20 protein-coding genes and 1 pseudogene are annotated in these 18,061 nt (G+C 70.3%); 10 read left to right on the top strand and 11 right to left on the bottom strand.

Features of this window, described 5'->3' with window-relative positions; all coding sequences use genetic code 11:
• Nucleotides 1-239: 239 nt before the first annotated feature.
• The 4 genes from JIX55_RS33150 to JIX55_RS33135 form a co-directional block, all read right to left on the bottom strand.
• Entirely contained in the window at nt 240-647 is a 408-nt protein-coding gene (locus JIX55_RS33150; RefSeq protein WP_257566901.1) for a (deoxy)nucleoside triphosphate pyrophosphohydrolase, read from the bottom strand.
• Nucleotides 648-692: 45 nt separating this feature from the next.
• Entirely contained in the window at nt 693-893 is a 201-nt protein-coding gene (locus tag JIX55_RS33145; protein ID WP_257566900.1) for an SPOR domain-containing protein, read from the bottom strand.
• A gap of 567 nt (nt 894-1,460) precedes the next feature.
• The gene (locus JIX55_RS33140; RefSeq protein WP_257566899.1) at nt 1,461-2,213 is read right to left on the bottom strand and encodes a GntR family transcriptional regulator; all 753 of its coding nucleotides are present in this window, start codon (nt 2,211-2,213) and stop codon (nt 1,461-1,463) included.
• Between the two features lie 147 nt (nt 2,214-2,360).
• The gene (locus tag JIX55_RS33135; protein WP_257566898.1) at nt 2,361-3,584 is read right to left on the bottom strand and encodes a DUF4190 domain-containing protein; all 1,224 of its coding nucleotides are present in this window, start codon (nt 3,582-3,584) and stop codon (nt 2,361-2,363) included.
• A 326-nt stretch (nt 3,585-3,910) separates the two neighbouring features.
• Between JIX55_RS33135 and JIX55_RS33130 the strand changes: the two genes are divergently transcribed.
• Nucleotides 3,911-5,017, top strand: a complete 1,107-nt coding sequence (locus tag JIX55_RS33130) for a threonine synthase (RefSeq protein ID WP_257566897.1) — start codon at nt 3,911-3,913, stop codon at nt 5,015-5,017.
• Between the two features lie 166 nt (nt 5,018-5,183).
• Nucleotides 5,184-5,315 (top strand): hypothetical protein, encoded by a 132-nt coding sequence (locus JIX55_RS51550; protein ID WP_443046583.1) that lies wholly within the window; start codon nt 5,184-5,186, stop codon nt 5,313-5,315.
• 34 nt (nt 5,316-5,349) lie between these two features.
• Here the strand turns inward: JIX55_RS51550 and JIX55_RS33120 are convergent, their stop codons facing one another.
• Complete coding sequence (locus JIX55_RS33120) at nt 5,350-5,517, bottom strand: hypothetical protein (RefSeq protein WP_257569738.1); 168 nt, start codon at nt 5,515-5,517, stop codon at nt 5,350-5,352.
• Between the two features lie 421 nt (nt 5,518-5,938).
• Between JIX55_RS33120 and JIX55_RS33115 the strand changes: the two genes are divergently transcribed.
• The 3 genes and pseudogenes from JIX55_RS33115 to JIX55_RS33105 form a co-directional block, all read left to right on the top strand.
• Nucleotides 5,939-6,478 (top strand): glycosyl hydrolase 2 galactose-binding domain-containing protein, encoded by a 540-nt coding sequence (locus JIX55_RS33115; protein WP_257566896.1) that lies wholly within the window; start codon nt 5,939-5,941, stop codon nt 6,476-6,478.
• The gene (locus tag JIX55_RS33110; protein ID WP_257566895.1) at nt 6,475-7,506 is read left to right on the top strand and encodes a LacI family DNA-binding transcriptional regulator; all 1,032 of its coding nucleotides are present in this window, start codon (nt 6,475-6,477) and stop codon (nt 7,504-7,506) included. Before JIX55_RS33115 ends, JIX55_RS33110 begins: the two co-directional genes overlap by 4 nt.
• A gap of 218 nt (nt 7,507-7,724) precedes the next feature.
• Nucleotides 7,725-8,017: pseudogene (locus JIX55_RS33105) on the top strand (hypothetical protein); the annotation flags it as partial.
• Between the two features lie 96 nt (nt 8,018-8,113).
• Here the strand turns inward: JIX55_RS33105 and ychF are convergent.
• Nucleotides 8,114-9,202 (bottom strand): redox-regulated ATPase YchF, encoded by a 1,089-nt coding sequence (gene ychF / locus JIX55_RS33100; protein ID WP_257566894.1) that lies wholly within the window; start codon nt 9,200-9,202, stop codon nt 8,114-8,116.
• 469 nt (nt 9,203-9,671) lie between these two features.
• Between ychF and JIX55_RS33095 the strand changes: the two genes are divergently transcribed.
• Nucleotides 9,672-10,148 carry a DUF6542 domain-containing protein gene (locus JIX55_RS33095; RefSeq protein ID WP_443046738.1) on the top strand — a complete coding sequence of 159 codons (477 nt, stop codon included), beginning with the start codon at nt 9,672-9,674 and terminating at the stop codon, nt 10,146-10,148.
• A 37-nt stretch (nt 10,149-10,185) separates the two neighbouring features.
• Here the strand turns inward: JIX55_RS33095 and ppgK are convergent, their stop codons facing one another.
• Together ppgK and JIX55_RS33085 are read right to left on the bottom strand one after the other, a co-directional pair.
• On the bottom strand, nt 10,186-10,932 hold the full coding sequence (gene ppgK, locus JIX55_RS33090) for a polyphosphate--glucose phosphotransferase (RefSeq protein WP_257566891.1): 747 nt from the start codon (nt 10,930-10,932) through the stop codon (nt 10,186-10,188).
• 140 nt (nt 10,933-11,072) lie between these two features.
• Nucleotides 11,073-12,092, bottom strand: a complete 1,020-nt coding sequence (locus tag JIX55_RS33085) for a 4-hydroxy-3-methylbut-2-enyl diphosphate reductase (RefSeq protein ID WP_257566890.1) — start codon at nt 12,090-12,092, stop codon at nt 11,073-11,075.
• A gap of 303 nt (nt 12,093-12,395) precedes the next feature.
• Between JIX55_RS33085 and xseA the strand changes: the two genes are divergently transcribed.
• From xseA to JIX55_RS33070, 3 genes are all read left to right on the top strand, one after another.
• On the top strand, nt 12,396-13,628 hold the full coding sequence (xseA, locus tag JIX55_RS33080) for an exodeoxyribonuclease VII large subunit (RefSeq protein ID WP_257566889.1): 1,233 nt from the start codon (nt 12,396-12,398) through the stop codon (nt 13,626-13,628).
• Nucleotides 13,629-13,638: 10 nt separating this feature from the next.
• On the top strand, nt 13,639-13,917 hold the full coding sequence (locus JIX55_RS33075) for an exodeoxyribonuclease VII small subunit (RefSeq protein WP_257566888.1): 279 nt from the start codon (nt 13,639-13,641) through the stop codon (nt 13,915-13,917).
• A gap of 123 nt (nt 13,918-14,040) precedes the next feature.
• Nucleotides 14,041-14,631, top strand: a complete 591-nt coding sequence (locus tag JIX55_RS33070; RefSeq protein WP_257566887.1) for a malonic semialdehyde reductase — start codon at nt 14,041-14,043, stop codon at nt 14,629-14,631.
• Nucleotides 14,632-14,756: 125 nt separating this feature from the next.
• On the opposite strand, the gene JIX55_RS33065 is transcribed toward JIX55_RS33070, so the two are convergent.
• Nucleotides 14,757-15,266, bottom strand: a complete 510-nt coding sequence (locus JIX55_RS33065; protein WP_257569567.1) for a DUF4245 domain-containing protein — start codon at nt 15,264-15,266, stop codon at nt 14,757-14,759.
• 134 nt (nt 15,267-15,400) lie between these two features.
• On the opposite strand from JIX55_RS33065, the gene glpX reads away from it, so the two are divergent.
• Nucleotides 15,401-16,435, top strand: a complete 1,035-nt coding sequence (gene glpX, locus JIX55_RS33060) for a class II fructose-bisphosphatase (protein WP_257566886.1) — start codon at nt 15,401-15,403, stop codon at nt 16,433-16,435.
• 172 nt (nt 16,436-16,607) lie between these two features.
• Here glpX and JIX55_RS33055 read toward each other — a convergent pair whose 3' ends face one another.
• Together JIX55_RS33055 and JIX55_RS33050 are read right to left on the bottom strand one after the other, a co-directional pair.
• Nucleotides 16,608-16,985 carry a WhiB family transcriptional regulator gene (locus JIX55_RS33055; RefSeq protein ID WP_257566885.1) on the bottom strand — a complete coding sequence of 126 codons (378 nt, stop codon included), beginning with the start codon at nt 16,983-16,985 and terminating at the stop codon, nt 16,608-16,610.
• 174 nt (nt 16,986-17,159) lie between these two features.
• Nucleotides 17,160-17,882, bottom strand: coding sequence for a DUF1707 SHOCT-like domain-containing protein (locus tag JIX55_RS33050; protein ID WP_257566884.1), 723 nt, complete (start codon nt 17,880-17,882; stop codon nt 17,160-17,162).
• Nucleotides 17,883-18,061 lie beyond the last annotated feature (179 nt).

Raw genomic sequence — 18,061 nt, 5'->3', positions numbered from 1 at the left:
ACGACAAGCCACGACGCTCCGGCACGTACGAACTCACGACTGCCCCCCACTCATCCCCGGGGGGCCTGGGGACGGCAACCCCCCAGTGGGGTCTGGTGACGGCGACCCCCAGGGGCGGTCCCGGGTCGAAGGGGCGGCACCCCTGGACGGGGCTGGACGGGGCCCCGCTCGAGCGAAGCCGAGAGCGGGGGAGGGACGGGCAGGGGCGGCGGGTACGAGAAAGCACCCCCCGAGGCCACTCAGCCTCCCCCGTCACCCCAAGCCAGCCGGGCCGTCTCCATCACCGCCGGCACATCCTGATCCAGCCAGTCGACGTCCCACACCTCATCGACAGTCAGCCAGCGCAGCTCGTCATGATCTTCCAACGGCCGGGGCTCACCGGACAGCAGATGCGCGATCCAGACCCGCAGCACATACCCCGGCCGGACCACCCACTCCCCGGGCACCCGCTCCGCGGACTTCGCCTCGACACCAAGCTCTTCGCGCAGCTCCCGCACGAGCGCCTGTTCGGGAGGCTCGCCGGGCTCCACCTTGCCGCCGGGCAGTTCCCAGCGTCCGGCCAGCTCAGGCGGTGCACTGCGGCGCGCGGCGAGCAGCCGCCCGTCGCTCAACAGGGCGGCCCCCACCACCACGATCGGTTCGGTCATGCGCGGGAGCCTACGGGAGCGGGCACGTACACCGGGCGGGGTGAATCACTTACTCCCGCTCTGACCGTTCTGCCCGTTCTGACTGATGCGCTCGACCCAGTAGAGCTGCTTGTGGCCGCGACTGTCGAGGCTGTCCGCGATCTCCTGCGCCTCGGCGCGCGTCGCGTACCTGCCCACCCGGTAGCGATTGCCGTTGTCGTCCTGCCTTATGACGAGCCAGGGAAGCGTGATCGTGCCGTCGTTCATCGACCCCCACCGCTCCTTCCCGCCCCGGCTCCTCCAGGTCCCGTCCCCGGATCCCGCCGCGCCCCGCCACCTAAGGAAACCGCAGTCCGCATATGCCCGAGCGTACGCCTAACCTTCACGCAGCGAATCCGTCTTTTCACAAAGAGGTACGCAACCAGCCAAGATGTGGCGGGCGCACCCCTCCGAACGCGCCGCCAATCACTACCCGCGCGCCCCCCAGCGCTTCAACGAGCAGCGATCCAGCACGATTCACACGAAACGAGCTACTGCTGGACTCCATGGTGTCCCGGCGGCAAGAACGACTGAATTCGAACTACGTTCGGACAGACCTCCCAGGCTGCGGCGGCTCCAACTTCACTCCGGCAAAGGCCACTTGACCCATGCCCGCGCCACCGTCCCGTACACCCGAAATCAGCCGGTTTCCCGAACGGGCGAGCAGCCGGGCCGACTTCACCGGAACGAGCAGGGCCCACCCCGTCACCCGTCGACACCCGACCGCACCGGCCCTCTCGGCCAGCGGGCACCCGGACGCCGGCTCCCCCGACCAACGGCACACGCCCGCCGCACTCACTTCACCGGCAGGTGGTACGCCACTTGGTAACGGTCCGCCGGGACCACCACGTCCGCCGTCTCCACCGGGCGGCCGGAGGCGAAGTACGTGCGGTGGACGACCAGGACGACATGACCGGGGACACCGCCGAGGGCGAGCAGCTCCTCGGCCAGGCCGGGGCGGGCGCCGACCTCCTCGGTGACGTTGTCCACGACGACGTCGATGGCGGCCATACGCTCGACGACGCCCATGCCGCCGAGGGGGCCCTCCTCCGGGAGCATCACGGGGGTGCGACCGGTGAGGGCGAGAGGCTCCCAGGAGGTGGAGAGCATCATCACCTCCCCCGCGTCCCGGAAGGTGTACTTGGTGCACATCACGCGGTCGCCGAGCTGGATCGCGAGCCGCTCGGCGACCGTCCGGCCCGCCTCGACCTGCTCGCTGCGCGAGTCCCAGGTCCCGCGCGCGGCGGCGTCGGCCTGCTCCTGCCGGAAGGGTGTGGCCCCGCCGGCGGGCCGGAACCCGGAGCGGGCGACCCGACGCGGCACCGGCCGCTCCCGCACATAGGTGCCCGAACCGGAGCGACCTTCCACCAGCCCCTCGGCCATGAGCACCTTGCGGGCCTCCAGCGCGACCGTGTCCGAAACGCCGTACTCCTCGCGGATACGGGCCTGGGACGGGAGACGGGTGTGCGGCGGCAGCGAACCGTTCACGATCTTCCTGCGGAGATCACCCGCGACACGCAGGTACGCCGGCTGCTCACCGAAAGTCACTTGCCGCTCCCATCTGGATGTACAGACAGCAACAGCGTGGCAACCGTGGGTTGTGCCAGGCAAGCAAAGGCCAGAGAATCACTCGATGTGATGACACGCCCCCGGTGAGGGCTTTACGCAGGCACTTTCTCCCCGCTATGGCCGCCGTCACACCTCCGCGTCGGACTCTTCCCCTCCGCCGCCCTCGCCGCCGTCCTCCGCGTCGTACGTCGGCGCCTCGGTGGCCAGCCCCAGAGCCTCGCGGGCGGTGACCACCTTCGGCCCGTCGGTCAACCGGTACGCCTTGTCCCAGTGGTCGGTGAAGGCGTCGGCGTCCCTCGCCTCGCTCGCCGCCTCCCACTGCTCGCGCGCCCGGTCCAGAGCCTTGGCATAGTCGGTGACCGCTTGCTCAGTGGAGGACTCCCAGTCGTGCGCGCGCAGCGCCTCAGTCTGCTGTTCCAGGGCCTGAACCATGTCCGTCGCCCACGCCTTGTGCCCGGCCAGGTCGTCCTCGACGTACTCCGTGTCGGGCACCCCGTCGTAGGCGTCGTTCAGGATCGCGTCGGCCTTCAAAAACGCGAACTGGTCGTCGTCGAGGGTCGTGTCGTCCTGTCGCAGCGAGCCCTTCAGAGTGCCCTCGGCATCCACGTTGCCGAACATGCAGGTGATCTCACGGTCGCCGGACCGCCAACTCTCCCGCGTGGGCGTGAAGTAGTAGACGTCGACGTCGTCCGGGAGCGCCCAGGTGTCCATCGCGTACGACTCGGAGCGCGCGTAGCACTTCTCGTCGGCTACGCCGGTGACCGCGTCGTCGCCCGGGTAGTCGCCGTCCGGCATCGGGAAGTTGGCGAACACCTCCGCGTCGTGCTCGCCGTCGCACGGCACGATGTCGACGTCGTACGCGTAGCCCTCCAGGGAACCGCTGGGCGTGTCGAAGCACTCGCCCTTGTTCACCGAGAAGGTGGTGCCCACGCCGTTCGCCGCGTCGCGGAAGCCGTCCCACGCGTCGCGCGCGCCGCCCGTGGTGAACGCGAGCGTCATCAGCAGCGCGCCGATCGTCGAGAGCACGATTCCGGCCACCGCCATGCCCTTGCCGCGCTCCCCCCTCTTCCTGATCTGCACCAGTGCGAGGATCCCCAGCACCAGCCCGATCCCCGGCAGGAAGCACAGCACCCCGAGCACGAGCGCGGCGATCGCGAACCCGTTGACGGGCGAGGGCGGCTGCAGCACCGGATACGTCTGCCCCCAGGCCTGGCCCCAGGGGTGGGGGCCCGCCTGGTACGGAGACGGCTGTTGCCCGGGCACGGCATACGGCTGCGGCTGCTGCCCCGGGGGCGAGAACGGGCCACCGCCGTGAGGTGGCTGGGGCCCGGAGGGCGGGGGTGTGGCCACGGGTACACGTGCTCCTTAACACCGAGCGGGGTGGGACGAGTGGATGAGGACGAACCGAGCGGAACGAGCCGAGTGGGAACTGACGTACGACTGGGCGCATGGTAAGCGTGCGACGAGGCCAGGGCGAGACCCGGGGCGAGGCGGAACACAGATCCCCGCCCCCGCGTGATCAGGGCGATGTCGGAACCGCGGGGCCCACGAGTCGACGCGCTGCGCTCGCTGCCGTACGCCTTCAGCGCCGGTGCCGATGCCGGCGTCGGTGTCGGTGTCGGTGTCGGTGTCGTCGGGAGCGGCGATCCGCGCCTGGAGATCACTACCCTTCGCTCATGACCCCTCTGCCGGATCGCTTCTGCCCGACGGACGGTACGCGCGTCCCCGCCGCCTCCCTCGCCTGGTGCTGTCCGGCCTGCCGCGGCCCCCTGGACCTGGACTTCGCGCCCACACCGGCACCGCTCAAGTCCCTGGCCGGCCGCGTGAACTCCCTCTGGCGCTACGCCGAATGCCTCCCCCTGGCTGCGCCCACGGTGTCACTGGGTGAGGGCCGGACCCCGCTGGTCGACCTCAAGGACGGCATCCAGGCCAAGCTCGACTTCCTGATGCCCACGCTCTCCTTCAAGGACCGCGGTGCGGTGCTCCTCGCCGAACTGGCCCTCCGGCTCGGCCCCCGGCGGGTCGTCGCCGACAGCAGCGGCAACGCGGGCACGGCGGTCGCCGCGTACTGCGCCCGGGCCGCGCTGCCCTGCACGGTGTACGTCCCGGCCGGTACGTCGGCCAAGAAGCTGGAGCAGATCGACGCGCACGGCGCGCGGCTCCACCTCGTCGAGGGCGACCGCGAAGCGACTGCCCGGGCAGCGCGCGAGGCGGCCGACGTGGACGGGGTCTTCTACGCCTCGCATGTCTACAACCCCTATTTCCTGCACGGTACGAAGACCTACGTCCACGAACTGTGGGAGGACCTCGGCGGCCGCCTCCCCGAGGTGATCGTCGTCCCCGTCGGCAACGGCACGCTGCTGCTGGGCGCGGCCCTCGCCGTCGCCGAACTTCACGCGGCGGGTCTCATCGACCGCCGCCCCGCCCTCTGGGCCGTCCAGTCCGCCGCCGTCGCTCCCCTGGCCCACGCCTGGACCGAGGGCGCCGACGACCTCGTCGGAGTGACCCCCACGTCCCCCACCCTCGCCGAGGGCATCGCCATCCCCCACCCGCCCCGCGCCCGCCAGATCCTCCGCGCCGTCCGCACCTCCGGCGGCACCTTCCTCACCGTCACCGAGGACCAACTCCGCCATGCCCAACGCGACCTGGCCTCACGCGGGCTGTACGTCGAGTCGACGGGCGTGGCCTGCTGGGCGGCCGTACGTGAGGGGACGCTCGAGGGACGCACGGCGGTGGTGCCGTTGTGCGGGGCGGGGCTGAAGACAGGGCCGGCAGGAAACTAGGCAGGGGCCGAGGGGACGCGGGCCTGCGAACTTGGGGGGCGCCGCGGCGGTCGCGGAGGCGCGCGCGGCGCAGCGCGGCACGCCGCCCTCGTGGCCGGCCTGGGAGCCTGTCCGGTCGCCACGGGCAACGTCCCCCTGCTCATCCTGGGCGGCCACGACCCGCCCGGTGCACGAGGTCACCCCGAGCCGCTACGTCCTGGCCTGGCGGACGGAGGACGCCGGGCGCCCGCTGGTACGGGCGCACGCGGAGGCCTGCCGACAGGCCGCGACCCGGGGTGCCCCGGACGAACACTCCTGACCGGGGCCGAATCCGGCGAACGACGGAGTCGGAGTCAGTACGCCGCGTACAGCATCAGCGCGAGGAACCCCGCGCCGACCGCAGTCAGCAGCATGTTGCTCCGCTTGTACCCGACCCACAGCAGGAGCGCCGCTGCGGCGACCGCCAGCACACGAAACTCACCGTTGAACACGACGAGCACGCCGAGTATCGCCAGTGCCACCCACATATGGCCCCCTCTCCCCTGCCCGACTTGCCTGCCTGCTCAAGCACTTCCCGTCCCGGGAGATCGACACCCCCGAAACCCCACGATCCCGACACGGAACAGGTAAAAGGGCCGAACCCCTACGGGTCCGGCGACGGTGCTCCCGAACCCGTTGACCTCGCCCAGGGTGGCGAGGCCGTGCACCTCGCCGTCGACGTTCGCGTTGAACCGGTAAAGCTCACCGCATCATCGCGATACTCACTGGTTTCCAGCGAGAGGCTCAGGATGCGCTGAATCCGCCCGTCAAAAGCAGGCAGCCTCGACAGATAGGGCACATCGCGGGGTGCTATACCGGTTTATGGACACCGCTCGTCCTGGCGGCTAGGTTGGCGTGCGCCGCAACCAGAACCAACTGCGCCTCACGCGAGGGGAGCCGCGCATGAAGGACGTCACCCCGGCCGGCGACCGGGCCTGGTCGTACAGCACCCGGCTCACGGCCGAGACCGCGCACGAGCGCACGGACCTGGGCTTCGACGGCCTGGACACCGCGGTTGGGATCATTCTGGCCGGGGAGGAGTTCGGACCGACCCGCACCATGCACCGCGGCCACCGGTTCGACGTCAGCGGCCGAGCCGGAGAGCTCCACGTGCGCTTCACGCCGACTCGCGAGGAGGCGGAGGCGGAGGCGGAGGCGGTACGGAGGACGGTCGGCGCGGCGCGTGACGCGGTACGGACACCGCTGCCCGTGGACGCACTCGGCCTCACCGGGGACGGCGAGTTCCTGGTCGCGGACGTGGACGGGCTGCGCGCCGCGCACGCCCCCGTGAGGCAACCCGACCGCCTCACCCCCGGCGCTTTGGCCGACACGAGTCTCGTCACCCTGTCCCCCGGCGAGGAGACCAGGGTCCGCGTCTACGGCCGGCCCGAGCCCGCCGCCGGACCGGCCCGCGCTGCGATCCTCTGCGTGGAACCGGCGTGAGCGCATCCACCCAACGCGTCACCATCAAGGACGTCGCGGCCCGGGCCGGCGTGTCGAAGGGAGCGGTGTCGCTCGCCTTCAACGGCAAGGCCGGGGTGTCCGACGCCACCCGGGACCGCATTTTCCAGGCGGCCCGGGAGCTGGGCTGGGCACCCAACGCCCGGGCCCGCGGCCTGTCGTCCGGCACCAGGGTGGACACCATCGGCCTCGCGATCTGCCGGCCGGCCCGGCTGCTCGGCCTGGAACCCTTCTACATGGAGTTCATCTCCGGGGTCGAGAGCGTGCTGGCCGAGCGGTCGTGCTCGCTCCTCCTGCACCTGGTGCGGGACGTGGACGAGGAGATCGCACTCCAGCAGCGTTGGTGGCAGGGCCGGCAGACAGACGGATCGATCCTCGTCGACTTCCGCGAGGACGACCCTCGCGTGCCCGCGCTGCGGGCCGTCGGGCTCCCGGCGGTGGCGGTCGGTCACCCGTCGCTGACGGGCGGCTTCACCTCGGTGTGGACGGACGACGCCACCGCCGCCACGGAGGCCGTACGGTATCTGGCGGCCCTCGGCCACCGCCGTATCGCGCGCGTCGGCGGGCCCGCCGGGCTCGGCCACAGCACCATCCGCGCGAAGGCGTTCACCGAGGCCACACGGGAACTGGGCATCGCCGACGACCTTCAGGTCGCCACGGGCTACGAGGGCGAGGAGGGGGCCCGCGCCACCCGTTCACTGCTGCTCATGGCGGAGCGACCCACGGCCATCCTCTACGACAACGACATCATGGCCGTCGCCGGGACCGCCGTCGCCGCCGAACTGGGCCTCTCGATTCCGCGTGACCTCTCCCTGCTCGCCTGGGACGACTCCCAGCTGTGCCGGCTGACCCACCCACCGCTGTCCGCGATGAGCCACGACGTGCACGGGTTCGGCGCCGACGTGGCCCGGACCCTGTTCGCGGTCATCGACGACGAGGACCCCCCGTCCCACCGGGTCGCCACCCCCTCGCTCACCCCGCGCGGGTCGACGGGACCGCCGCCGAGGTAGGAGGCAGGGCGACGGCGCGAAGGAAGGCGTCGGCAAACGTGTCGCAGACCTCTTCGATGGGCGGGGCGGCAGGTCGGGGACCTGTTGCGTGGCCGGCCGGAGGAGGAGGTGCGTGACCAGCGGGCTGACCATTTGCTGGATGAGCAGCAGCGGTGTCAGATCGCGGATACGGCCTGCCGCGATGTCGGAGGTGAGCCACTTTCCGACGCCCGCGAACAGGCGAGGCAGTGATCATGCTGCTGGGCAACCCGCTCTCCGGCCTCGCCCGCGGACCGCACTGGCTGCCGAACGGCTGGGCCACCCTCGGCCAACTCCTTCCGCCCGGCGCATCCGGCAGCCTGCTGCGCGCCAACGCGTTCTTCGACGGTACCGGCGTCGCGGCGCCGCACTCACTCTGGGCTGCTGGATCCCGTTCGGCCTCGTCCTGCTCCTGGTTTCCGGCCGGCGCGGCCTCCGCCAGGCCGCCACAGAAGAGCAGACCTCCCAAGCCCAGGTCGTCCCCGGCGCCTGACCAGCACGGGTACGACGAAGGGGTCGGGCTCATCGGAGCCCGACCCCTTCCGAACTGCACACTTGAGGAATCAACTAGCGAGCGGTAGCGAAGTGACTACACATTGAAGCGGAATTCGACGACGTCCCCGTCCTGCATCACGTAGTCCTTGCCCTCCATGCGGGCCTTGCCCTTGGCGCGGGCCTCGGCGACCGAGCCGGTCTCGACGAGGTCGGCGAAGGAGATGACCTCGGCCTTGATGAAGCCCTTCTGGAAGTCGGTGTGGATGACACCGGCGGCCTCGGGGGCGGTGGCGCCCTTCTTGATGGTCCAGGCGCGGGATTCCTTGGGGCCGGCCGTCAGGTACGTCTGCAGGCCGAGGGTGTTGAAGCCGACGCGGGCGAGGGTGGCGAGGCCGGGCTCCTCGGCGCCGACCGACTCCAGGAGCTCCATCGCGTCCGCCTCGTCCAGCTCGGCGAGGTCCTGCTCCAGCTTGGCGTTGAGGAAGATCGCCTCGGCGGGGGCGACCAGGGCGCGCTGCTCGTTCTTGAAGTCCTCGTCGGTCAGCTCGTCCTCGTCGACGTTGAAGACGTACAGGAACGGCTTGGTGGTGAGCAGGTGCAGGTCGTGGAGGAGCTCCTCGTTGCCGGAGCCCTGCACGATGCCCTGCGAGAAGAGGGTGTCGCCCTTCTCCAGGATCTCCTTGGCGGCCTCGACGGCGGCGACCTTCGGGGCGATGTCCTTCTTGATGCGCGACTCCTTCTGGAGGCGCGGCAGGACCTTCTCGATGGTCTGGAGGTCGGCGAGGATCAGCTCGGTGTTGATCGTCTCGATGTCGTCCTTGGGCGAGACCTTGCCGTCGACGTGGACGACGTTCTCGTCTTGGAAGGCGCGGATGACCTGGCAGATCGCGTCCGACTCGCGGATGTTCGCGAGGAACTTGTTGCCGAGGCCCTCGCCCTCGCTGGCGCCGCGGACGATGCCCGCGATGTCGACGAAGTCGACGGTGGCGGGGAGGACGCGCTGCGAGCCGAAGATCTCGGCCAGCTTGGCCAGGCGCTCGTCCGGGACGCCCACGACGCCGACGTTCGGCTCGATCGTGGCGAACGGGTAGTTGGCCGCCAGCACGTCGTTCTTGGTCAGGGCGTTGAACAGGGTCGACTTGCCGACATTGGGCAGACCGACGATTCCGATCGTGAGCGACACGTTTGCGACTTCCCGTACGTAGGAGGGCCAGGCGGCCGGGGGGCTGGAGCGGCAGGTCCTGGGGCCGAGGCAGGTCCGGCGGATCGTGCCCCAGCGGCCAGAGGGCTGGCCGATCCCCCAGTTTACGGCGTGCCGACGCCCGGTCCGGCGAGGTATCGAACGCTTGGCCAAGGTCCGCTCAACGGCGTGTCTCTGAACCCATTCGGCACATTAACCGACCTAAGTTGGTCGAGTGGAGCAGCAAAGGACGCATCCCTCTCGGACCGGGCCGCTGAGCGGCGCCCCCCTTCCTCCGCAGGCGAGCAGAGGGGGCCGGGGTCCCGGCGCGGGCGTGCCGCGTCGTGCTCCGGTCGCGCGCGGGCCCGTACCTAGGCTGGTCCAAGCCGTACGGCGCGTCTTGCGGGCCGTGCGCCGGATGCCGAACCCACGTCTCACCGGGCTGGGTTGCGGTTTGTTCTGCGGGGTGACGATGTTCGCGCTCGCCGGCCTCGACCGGCTGCTGTTCGGCGCGTCCCTCACCCTGTACGGGGTGCTGTTCCTGCTGGTCAGCGCGTTGAGCGCTGTGTGGGTGCGAGGCGGTGACCTGGCGAGCGCCCCGGTCGTCGTACCGATCGCCTTCGCGGCCGGTCTGCCGCTGATCGCCGGCGGCGAGGGCGGCCTCGGCGGACACCTGATGGCCCTGGTCACCGCCCTCGCCATGCAGGCGGGCTGGCTGTACGGCGGCACCCTCGTCGCCGGGCTCATCGTGACCGTGCGCAAGGTCCGGCTGATGGCCCAGCGGGCGGCCGAGCGGGAGAGGGAACGGGTGCGGGAGCGGATCGGTGGGCAGGGCCAGGTCCGGACACCTGGTGTCCGGGCCCGGCCTCCGCACGGAGGCCGGGCGGTCGGGCCCCGGGCCCCGAGGCCTCCGGCCCGGCCTCGCCGTACGGTCCCCCGGAGTTCCTAGTCGGCCGTTCCCGACCGCCCCGGTAGGCAGCTCTTTCCTAACCGGCCTTCGCCGCCCGCATGGCCGCGCCCACGATGCCCGCGTTGTTCTGCAGCTGGGCCGGGACGATCTCCGCCTTGATGTCCTCGATGAGGTGGAGGAACTTCTGGGACTTGCGGCTGACCCCGCCGCCGATGATGAAGAGCTCGGGCGAGAAGAGCATCTCGACGTGGGCCAGGTACGTGGTGACGCGCTTGGCCCAGTGCTCCCAGGTCAGCTCGTGGTCGTCCTTGGCCTTGGTGGAGGCGCGGGTCTCGGCGTCGTGGCCGTGCAGCTCCAGGTGGCCCAGCTCCGTGTTGGGCACGAGGACGCCGTCGGAGAAGAGGGCGCTGCCGATGCCCGTGCCGAAGGTGAGCAGGATGACCGTGCCCTGACGGTCGCGCCCCGCGCCGAACTGCATCTCGGCGACGCCCGCCGCGTCCGCGTCGTTCACCACGGTCACCGGCTGGCCGCCGAGCCGGTCACCGAGGAGGGCGCGTGCGTCGACGTCGATCCAGCTCTTGTCGACGTTGGCCGCCGTACGGATCGTGGCACCGCCGGTGACCACACCGGGGAAGGTGACGCCGACCGGGCCGGTCCAGCCGAAGTGGTCGACGACCTCCTTGACCCCGTCGGCCACCGAGTCGGGCGTCGCCGGGTGCGGGGTCAGCACTTTGTACCGCTCGTCCGCCAGGTCGCCCAGGTCCAGGTCCACGGGAGCGCCCTTGATCCCGGAACCACCGATGTCCACGCCGAAGATGTGCATGGCCCTACGTTACGTCGTACGACAGACAGTCATGTTCACGAGGTAGCCCGCCGCCGCCGGGTGCGGGAACCCTCACGTCCTCGAACGTGTACGGCCCCGGAACCTTCACGTTCCGGGGCCGTACACGCGTGTTCGGGAAGTCAGGCTCCGGCGGGGCCCTGTCCGGTGCGCTCGGCGACCAGGGTGGCGGCCTCCGCGCGCAGGTCGCGGCGCAGTTCCTTGGGCAGGGAGAAGGTGATCGACTCCTCGGCGGCCTTGACCAGTTCGACGTCCTCGAAGCCGCGCTGGGAGAGCCACTCCAGGACCTCCTCGACAAGGATCTCCGGGACGGAGGCGCCCGAGGTGACGCCGACGGTCTCCACACCCTCCAGCCAGGCCTCCTCGATCTCGCTGGCGAAGTCCACGAGGTACGCCTCGCGGGAGCCGGCGAGCTTGGCGACCTCGACGAGGCGGACCGAGTTGGAGGAGTTGCGGGAGCCGACCACGATGACCAGTTCCGCCTCGGCGCCCATCTGCTTCACGGCGAGCTGGCGGTTCTGCGTGGCGTAGCAGATGTCGTCGCTGGGCGGCGAGACGAGCAGCGGGAACTTCTCCTTGAGCGCGCCGACCGTCTCCATGGTCTCGTCGACCGAGAGCGTGGTCTGGGAGAGCCAGACGATCTTGGACGGGTCGCGGACCTCGACCTTGGCGACGTCCTCGGGTCCGTCGACCAGCTGGATGTGGTCCGGCGCCTCGCCCGACGTGCCGATGACCTCTTCGTGGCCCTCGTGCCCGATCAGGAGGATGTCGAAGTCCTCGTTGGCGTACCGGATCGCTTCCTTGTGGACCTTGGTGACCAGCGGGCAGGTCGCGTCGATGGTGGCGAGTTTGCCGCGCGCGGCCTCGTCGTGGACGGTCGGGGCCACGCCGTGCGCCGAGAACATGACGATGTTCCCCTCGGGAACCTCCTCCGTCTGCTCGACGAAGATGGCGCCCTTCTTCTCCAGCGTCTGCACGACGTACTTGTTGTGGACGATCTCGTGGCGGACGTAGATCGGGGCCCCGTACTGCTCCAGGGCCTTCTCTACGGCGATCACGGCACGGTCGACGCCCGCGCAGTAGCCACGCGGGGCGGCGAGGAGGACACGGCGGCGGCCAGGCGAAGCGGTCATGTCTTCCATCGTAGGGGGTTCCCTTGCGGGGCCTTCGCCGCGAGACAGCGCGGAAGAGCTCCGCTGGATGCGGTTGGGGGCGAGTGCGGGTTGTGGGGGTTGTTCGCGCAGTTCCCCGCGCCCCTGAAAGATCAGGCCCTGCGGGCCTGAAGGACGACGGTCCTGCGGGCCGAAAAGCACGGGGCGCAGCCCCTGCTTTTCAGGGGCGCGGGGAACTGCGCGATCAGCCACGAACCACCCGCAGCCGCCAACGCAGCCCCTCCCCCGAGCTCTTCGGCGGCTTTGTCGGCACCCCCCGCTACGCTCGGCCGCATGGCTCTCAACACGTCCGCCGAGTCCCCCCTCCCCGTCGGCGAGGTCTCCCGGCTCATCGGCGGCTGGATCGACCGGCTGGGCGCGGTGTGGGTGGAGGGACAGATCACGCAGTTGTCGCGGCGCCCGGGCGCGGGCGTCGTCTTCCTCACCTTGCGGGACCCGTCGCACGACATCTCCGTGAGCGTGACCTGCTACCGACAGGTGTTCGACGCCATCGCGGACGTGGTGAGCGAGGGCGCGCGGGTCGTCGTCCACGCGAAGCCGGAGTGGTACGCGCCGCGCGGGCAGCTGTCGCTGCGGGCCACCGAGATAAAGCCGGTCGGGGTCGGTGAACTGCTGGCCCGCCTCGAACAGCTGAAGAAGTCCCTGGCGAGCGAGGGGCTGTTCGCGCCCGAGCGGAAGAAGGCGCTGCCCTTTCTGCCGCAGCTGATCGGGCTCGTGTGCGGCCGGGCCTCCGCGGCCGAACGGGACGTGCTGGAGAACGCGCGGCACCGCTGGCCGGCCGTCCGCTTCGAGGTGCGCAATGTCGCCGTGCAGGGCGTGCACGCGGTGCCGCAGGTCGTGCAGGCGGTGAAGGAACTGGACGCGCTGGACGGCGTGGACGTCATCATCGTGGCGCGCGGCGGCGGCAGCGTGGAGGACCTGCTGCCGTTCTCCGACGAGCAGCTCGTACGGGCGGTCGCGTCCTGTCGTACGCCGGTCGTGTCGGCGATCGGCCACGAGCCGGACACGCCGCTGCTGGACTATGTGGCGGACCTGCGCGCGTCCACGCCGACCGACGCGGCCAAGAAGGTCGTGCCGGACGTGGGCGAGGAGTACGAGCGGGTGCGGTGGCTGCGGGACCGCGCGCGGCGGTGCGTGGAGGCGTTCGTGGACCGGGAGGAGCGGGGGCTCGCGCACGCCCTCGCGCGCCCCTCGATAGAGGATCCGCACCGCATGATCGACGAGCGTGCCGACCAGGTGGCCTCGCTCATCGACCGGGGCCGCCGCTGCCTCGGTCACCATCTGGACCGTGCCGTCTCGGAGTTGACGCACACCCACGCGCGCGTGGTGGCCCTCTCCCCGGCGGCGACGCTCCAGCGGGGGTACGCGGTGCTGCAGCGGGCCGACGGCCATGTGGTCCGCGCGCCTGGTGAGGTCACGTCGGAGGAGGCGTTGCGGGCGCGGGTGGCCGAGGGCGAGTTCGTCGTCCGGGTCGACGGAACCGGGACTGTCGGAGGGGACGCATAAGGTGGGCCGCATGACCAGCAACGTGAGCGAGGCCGACGGGACGACCGAGGCGGCCGGGGCCTCCGAGGCCGACCGCGCCCTCGGGTACGAGCAGGCGCGGGACGAGCTGATCGAGGTCGTCCGCCGTCTGGAGGCGGGCGGTACGACGCTGGAGGAGTCCCTCGCCCTCTGGGAGCGCGGCGAGGAGCTGGCCAAGGTGTGCCGCCGCTGGCTGGACGGGGCCCGGGCGCGGCTGGACGCGGCGCTGGCGGAGGACGAGGAGCAGGGCGGCGAGGACAAGAGGGGTTGATTTCCGGCCGGTCGACCACTGGGGGTCTGTGAAGCGGATCACAGCCCCCATCTTGGTTGAAATTTGAACATCCTTCGCGTAGCGTCGACGACGTAAACCGCTTGCCTCACGAAGGTTGTCCCCATGTCGCTCGTTCTCGACCCCGCCGCCCAGGACCTGCTGTTCCGCGAGGCTCACACCGCCAACACGTTCACCGACGAGCCGGTGACCGAGGAGCAGGTGCAGGCGATCTACGACCTGGTCAAGTACGGCCCGACCGCCTTCAACCAGACCCCCCTGCGCATCGTCCTGGTCCGCTCCGCCGAGGCCCGTGAGCGTCTGGTGCCGCACATGGCCGAGGGCAACCAGGCCAAGACGGCCACCGCCCCCCTGGTCGCGATCCTCGCCGCGGACAACGAGTTCCACGAGGAGCTGCCGGCCCTGTTCCCGGCGTTCCCGCAGGCCAAGGAGCTCTTCTTCGCCGAGCGCGCGGCCCGCGAGTCCGCCGCCGGTATGAACGCCGCCCTCCAGGCCGCGTACTTCATCATCGGTGTGCGCGCCGCGGGCCTGGCCGCCGGCCCGATGACCGGCTTCGACTTCGCCGGTGTCCAGAAGGAGTTCCTGGACGACGACCACACCCCGCTGATGGTCGTCAACATCGGCAGGCCCGGCGAGGGCGCGTCCTACCCGCGTTCCCCGCGCCTGGAGTTCGAGCAGGTCATCACCACGGTCTGAGCCCCACCAAGTCTCTCCGCGTGACATGAACGTACGAAGGGCCCCCGGCATGATCGCCGGGGGCCCTTCGTACGTTCATGTCACGCGCGTGCACCCGGCCTCGCGCGGGCTCACACCATCTGCGCTCACTCCGTCTTGAGAGCCTCCGCCATCTTCGTCAGCCGGTCGAACGACGCCGTTCCCGCGATCACGGTCGTGGAGCCCTCGTTCTCCAGAACGAGGGCGTCGTAACGCTCGCCCTCGTACCGCGTCCAGGTGTCGTCGCCGATCTGCTGCGTGGCCTCGGTCTTCTTGGCGTCCTGGGTGGCGTCCTGGATGAACCGGGACGGCTTCTCGGCGGACTGCTCGATCGCCACGTACTGCCCGTCGGGATCGTGGAACCCGAGGTGCCAGTGGTCGGACTCGTCGCCCCGGAAGCGGACGGAGGTCGCCTTCCAGGTGTTGGGCAGGCCTTCGGGCGCGGCCACCGGATAGGAGGCCGCACGGCGTGCCGTCAGCATCTCGACGCGGTAGTCGACACGCTTGAGCTCCGGCTCGGTGTCGTCATGCGGGATGAAGAGATAGATGACCCATGCCGCCAGCACGATGAGCCCCAGGGAGAGGACCATGTCGCGAACGGTCTGCTTGCCTTTCATGCCTGCCACGCCCTCATCGTCGCAGGTGCACTGGTCTGCTCATCCGTGGGGTCCCCTGCTCATTCTGTCGGACTGACGATAGAGTCGGGCGGAACCCTCATCCGGCCGTCGTCGTATCAGAAAGGTGCGTTCCGATGACCGAGAATCATCAGCTGCCGTCCGAGCTCGAAGTCCCCTCCGAGGCCCCCGACCGGAACCTCGCCCTGGAGCTCGTACGGGTGACCGAGGCGGCCGCGATGGCCGCAGGCCGCTGGGTCGGCCGCGGGGACAAGAACGGGGCCGACGGAGCCGCCGTGCGCGCCATGCGGACCCTCGTCTCCACCGTGTCGATGAACGGCGTCGTCGTGATCGGGGAGGGCGAGAAGGACGAGGCTCCGATGCTCTTCAACGGCGAGCGCGTCGGTGACGGCACCGGCCCGGAGTGCGACATCGCCGTCGACCCGATCGACGGTACGACGCTGACGGCCAAGGGCATGACCAACGCGATCGCCGTGCTCGCGGCGGCCGACCGGGGCACGATGTTCGACCCGTCGGCCGTCTTCTACATGGACAAGCTGGTCACCGGGCCCGAGGCGGCCGACTTCGTCGACATCAACGCGCCCGTGTCGGTGAACATCCGCCGGGTCGCCAAGGCGAAGCGGTCCGCCCCGGACGATGTGACCGTGGTCATCCTCGACCGGCCCCGGCACGAAGGCATCATCAAGGAGATCCGGGAGGCCGGGGCGCGCATCAAGCTCATCTCCGACGGGGATGTCGCGGGCTCGATCCTGGCGCTGCGGGAGGGCACGGGTGTCGATCTGCTGCTCGGTGTGGGCGGTACGCCCGAGGGCATCATCTCGGCCTGCGCGGTGAAGTGCCTCGGCGGCACGATCCAGGGCAAGTTGTGGCCGAAGGACGACGCGGAGCGGCAGCGGGCGATCGATGCGGGGCATGACCTCGACCGGGTGCTGATGACCGATGACCTGGTGTCCGGGGAGAACGTGTTCTTCGTCGCGACCGGGATCACGGATGGCGAGTTGCTTCGGGGTGTGCGGTATCGGTCGGAGACCGCGACCACCGACTCGATCGTGATGCGGTCCAAGTCGGGGACGGTGCGGCGGATCGACTCGGTGCATCGGTTGAGCAAGCTGCGGGCCTACAGCTCGATCGATTTCGAGAAGGCCAAGTAGCTCCGCCGGTTGAGCCGTGAAACGAGGGGGGACTGCAGCCGTCTCTGAGCCGCGGGTTGTCCGTGGCTGGTCACGCAGTTCCCCGCGCGCCTTGGGGGCGCGCCCCTCACATAGCGTCAAAAGGGCGCCCTCTTGTGCGGAGAGGGTGCCCTTTTGGCGTGTATGTATGGGTTCAGCCTGCGGCCGCTATCGTCCCGGTCGCCCTGGCCGCCTTCTGCAGCTCCAGGTCTCGGCGGCGCCTTCGGGCCAGCACCACCCGGCGTTCCGCCGCTGTCAGGCCACCCCAGACTCCATAGGGCTCGGGTTGCAGGAGTGCGTGTTCCCGGCACTCGACCATGACGGGGCAGCGGGCGCAGACGCGCTTGGCGGCTTCCTCTCGGGAGAGCCGGGCCGCGGTGGGCTCTTTGGAGGGGGCGAAGAACAGCCCGGCCTCGTCGCGCCGGCACACGGCCTCCGTGTGCCACGGGGCGTCCTGGTCCCTGTCGCGCACTGGCACCCGCTGGGGCGGCACGGCAGCGACCTGCAGGGACGAATGCGGCGGATGCAGCACGGTCTACTCCTGACGACGGCTTCGCGAGCGAGAGACGATGCAGCAAGGCCTACCCGCTGTGCGCGGGCCTATGCACTGAGTCCCGATCCGCTGGAATTCGGCGTCATCACCATGCGGTCACAACCGGATCGGACCCTTTCGGGCGATGTCCGGGCGTGGTCGAATTCACAACCGTCAACGGTCCAGGTGTTTGCGCAAATGATCGTCCACCTTGCGGGCGACATGGTCGGTCACCCGGCCGAGGAGGTCGGTGATCACCTTGCCCCGCTTGGGCTTCGCCTCGATGCTCCCGAGTACGGCCAGTCCGTCCACATAGACGACGGGTGCGTCGGTCTCGCCCGAATCCACCGCGTCCACCTCGAAGCTGCCGAGGATGCCGCCGCCGCTGCCGCGCAGCGAGACGTTCTCCGGGACGCGGATCTCGACGCTGCCGAAGATCGAGATCGCCTTGATCATCACCTGGCGGTGCTCGAAGAGCGCCTCGCTGAGGTCTATCTCGACGCTGCCGAATATCGCGTACGCGTGGATACGGCGGCCGGCCCGCCAACGCCCCTTGCGCATCGAGGCGCTGAAGACGGCCATCAGGCGGTCGTCGGGGTCGATCGGGATCGCGCCCGGCGTCGGGCGGTTGGGCACGGAGGAGACGGGCGGCACATACGCCGGCGCCGCCTTCCGGGCCTGGCCGGCCGGCAGGTCCCGTACGAAGACGTCCAGTTCGCCCACGGTCTTGGCGGCGAGCACGCCCTCGACCCGCTCGGAGTGCTCCTCCGCGGTGAGGCGGCCCTCGGCGAGGGCGTCGCGCAGGAGGTCGGTGATGCGGTCGCGGTCGGCGTCGGAGGCGCGCAGCTCGGCAGACGGCAACGGCGGTTCCTGGGTGGGGCGCTTCTGAAGGTCCACGACAGCAGAATACCCACTCGCGATAGATCGCGACTAGGGGTGTGGACAACTCGTGGACGACGGACTGAGCCTTACCTCACAAGTCCGCTCTCCGGGGCAGGTTCTACGCTGGTGGCGCTGCCAACGGAGGTCAGCCGTCGGCGAGTGAGCCACAGGGCGCGCGAGCCTGAGAACAGCCT

Source organism: Streptomyces sp. DSM 40750 (genome assembly GCF_024612035.1).
In the GTDB taxonomy this organism is placed as follows: Bacteria; Actinomycetota; Actinomycetes; order Streptomycetales; family Streptomycetaceae; genus Streptomyces.
This window is presented reverse-complemented; position numbering and strand designations above follow the sequence as displayed.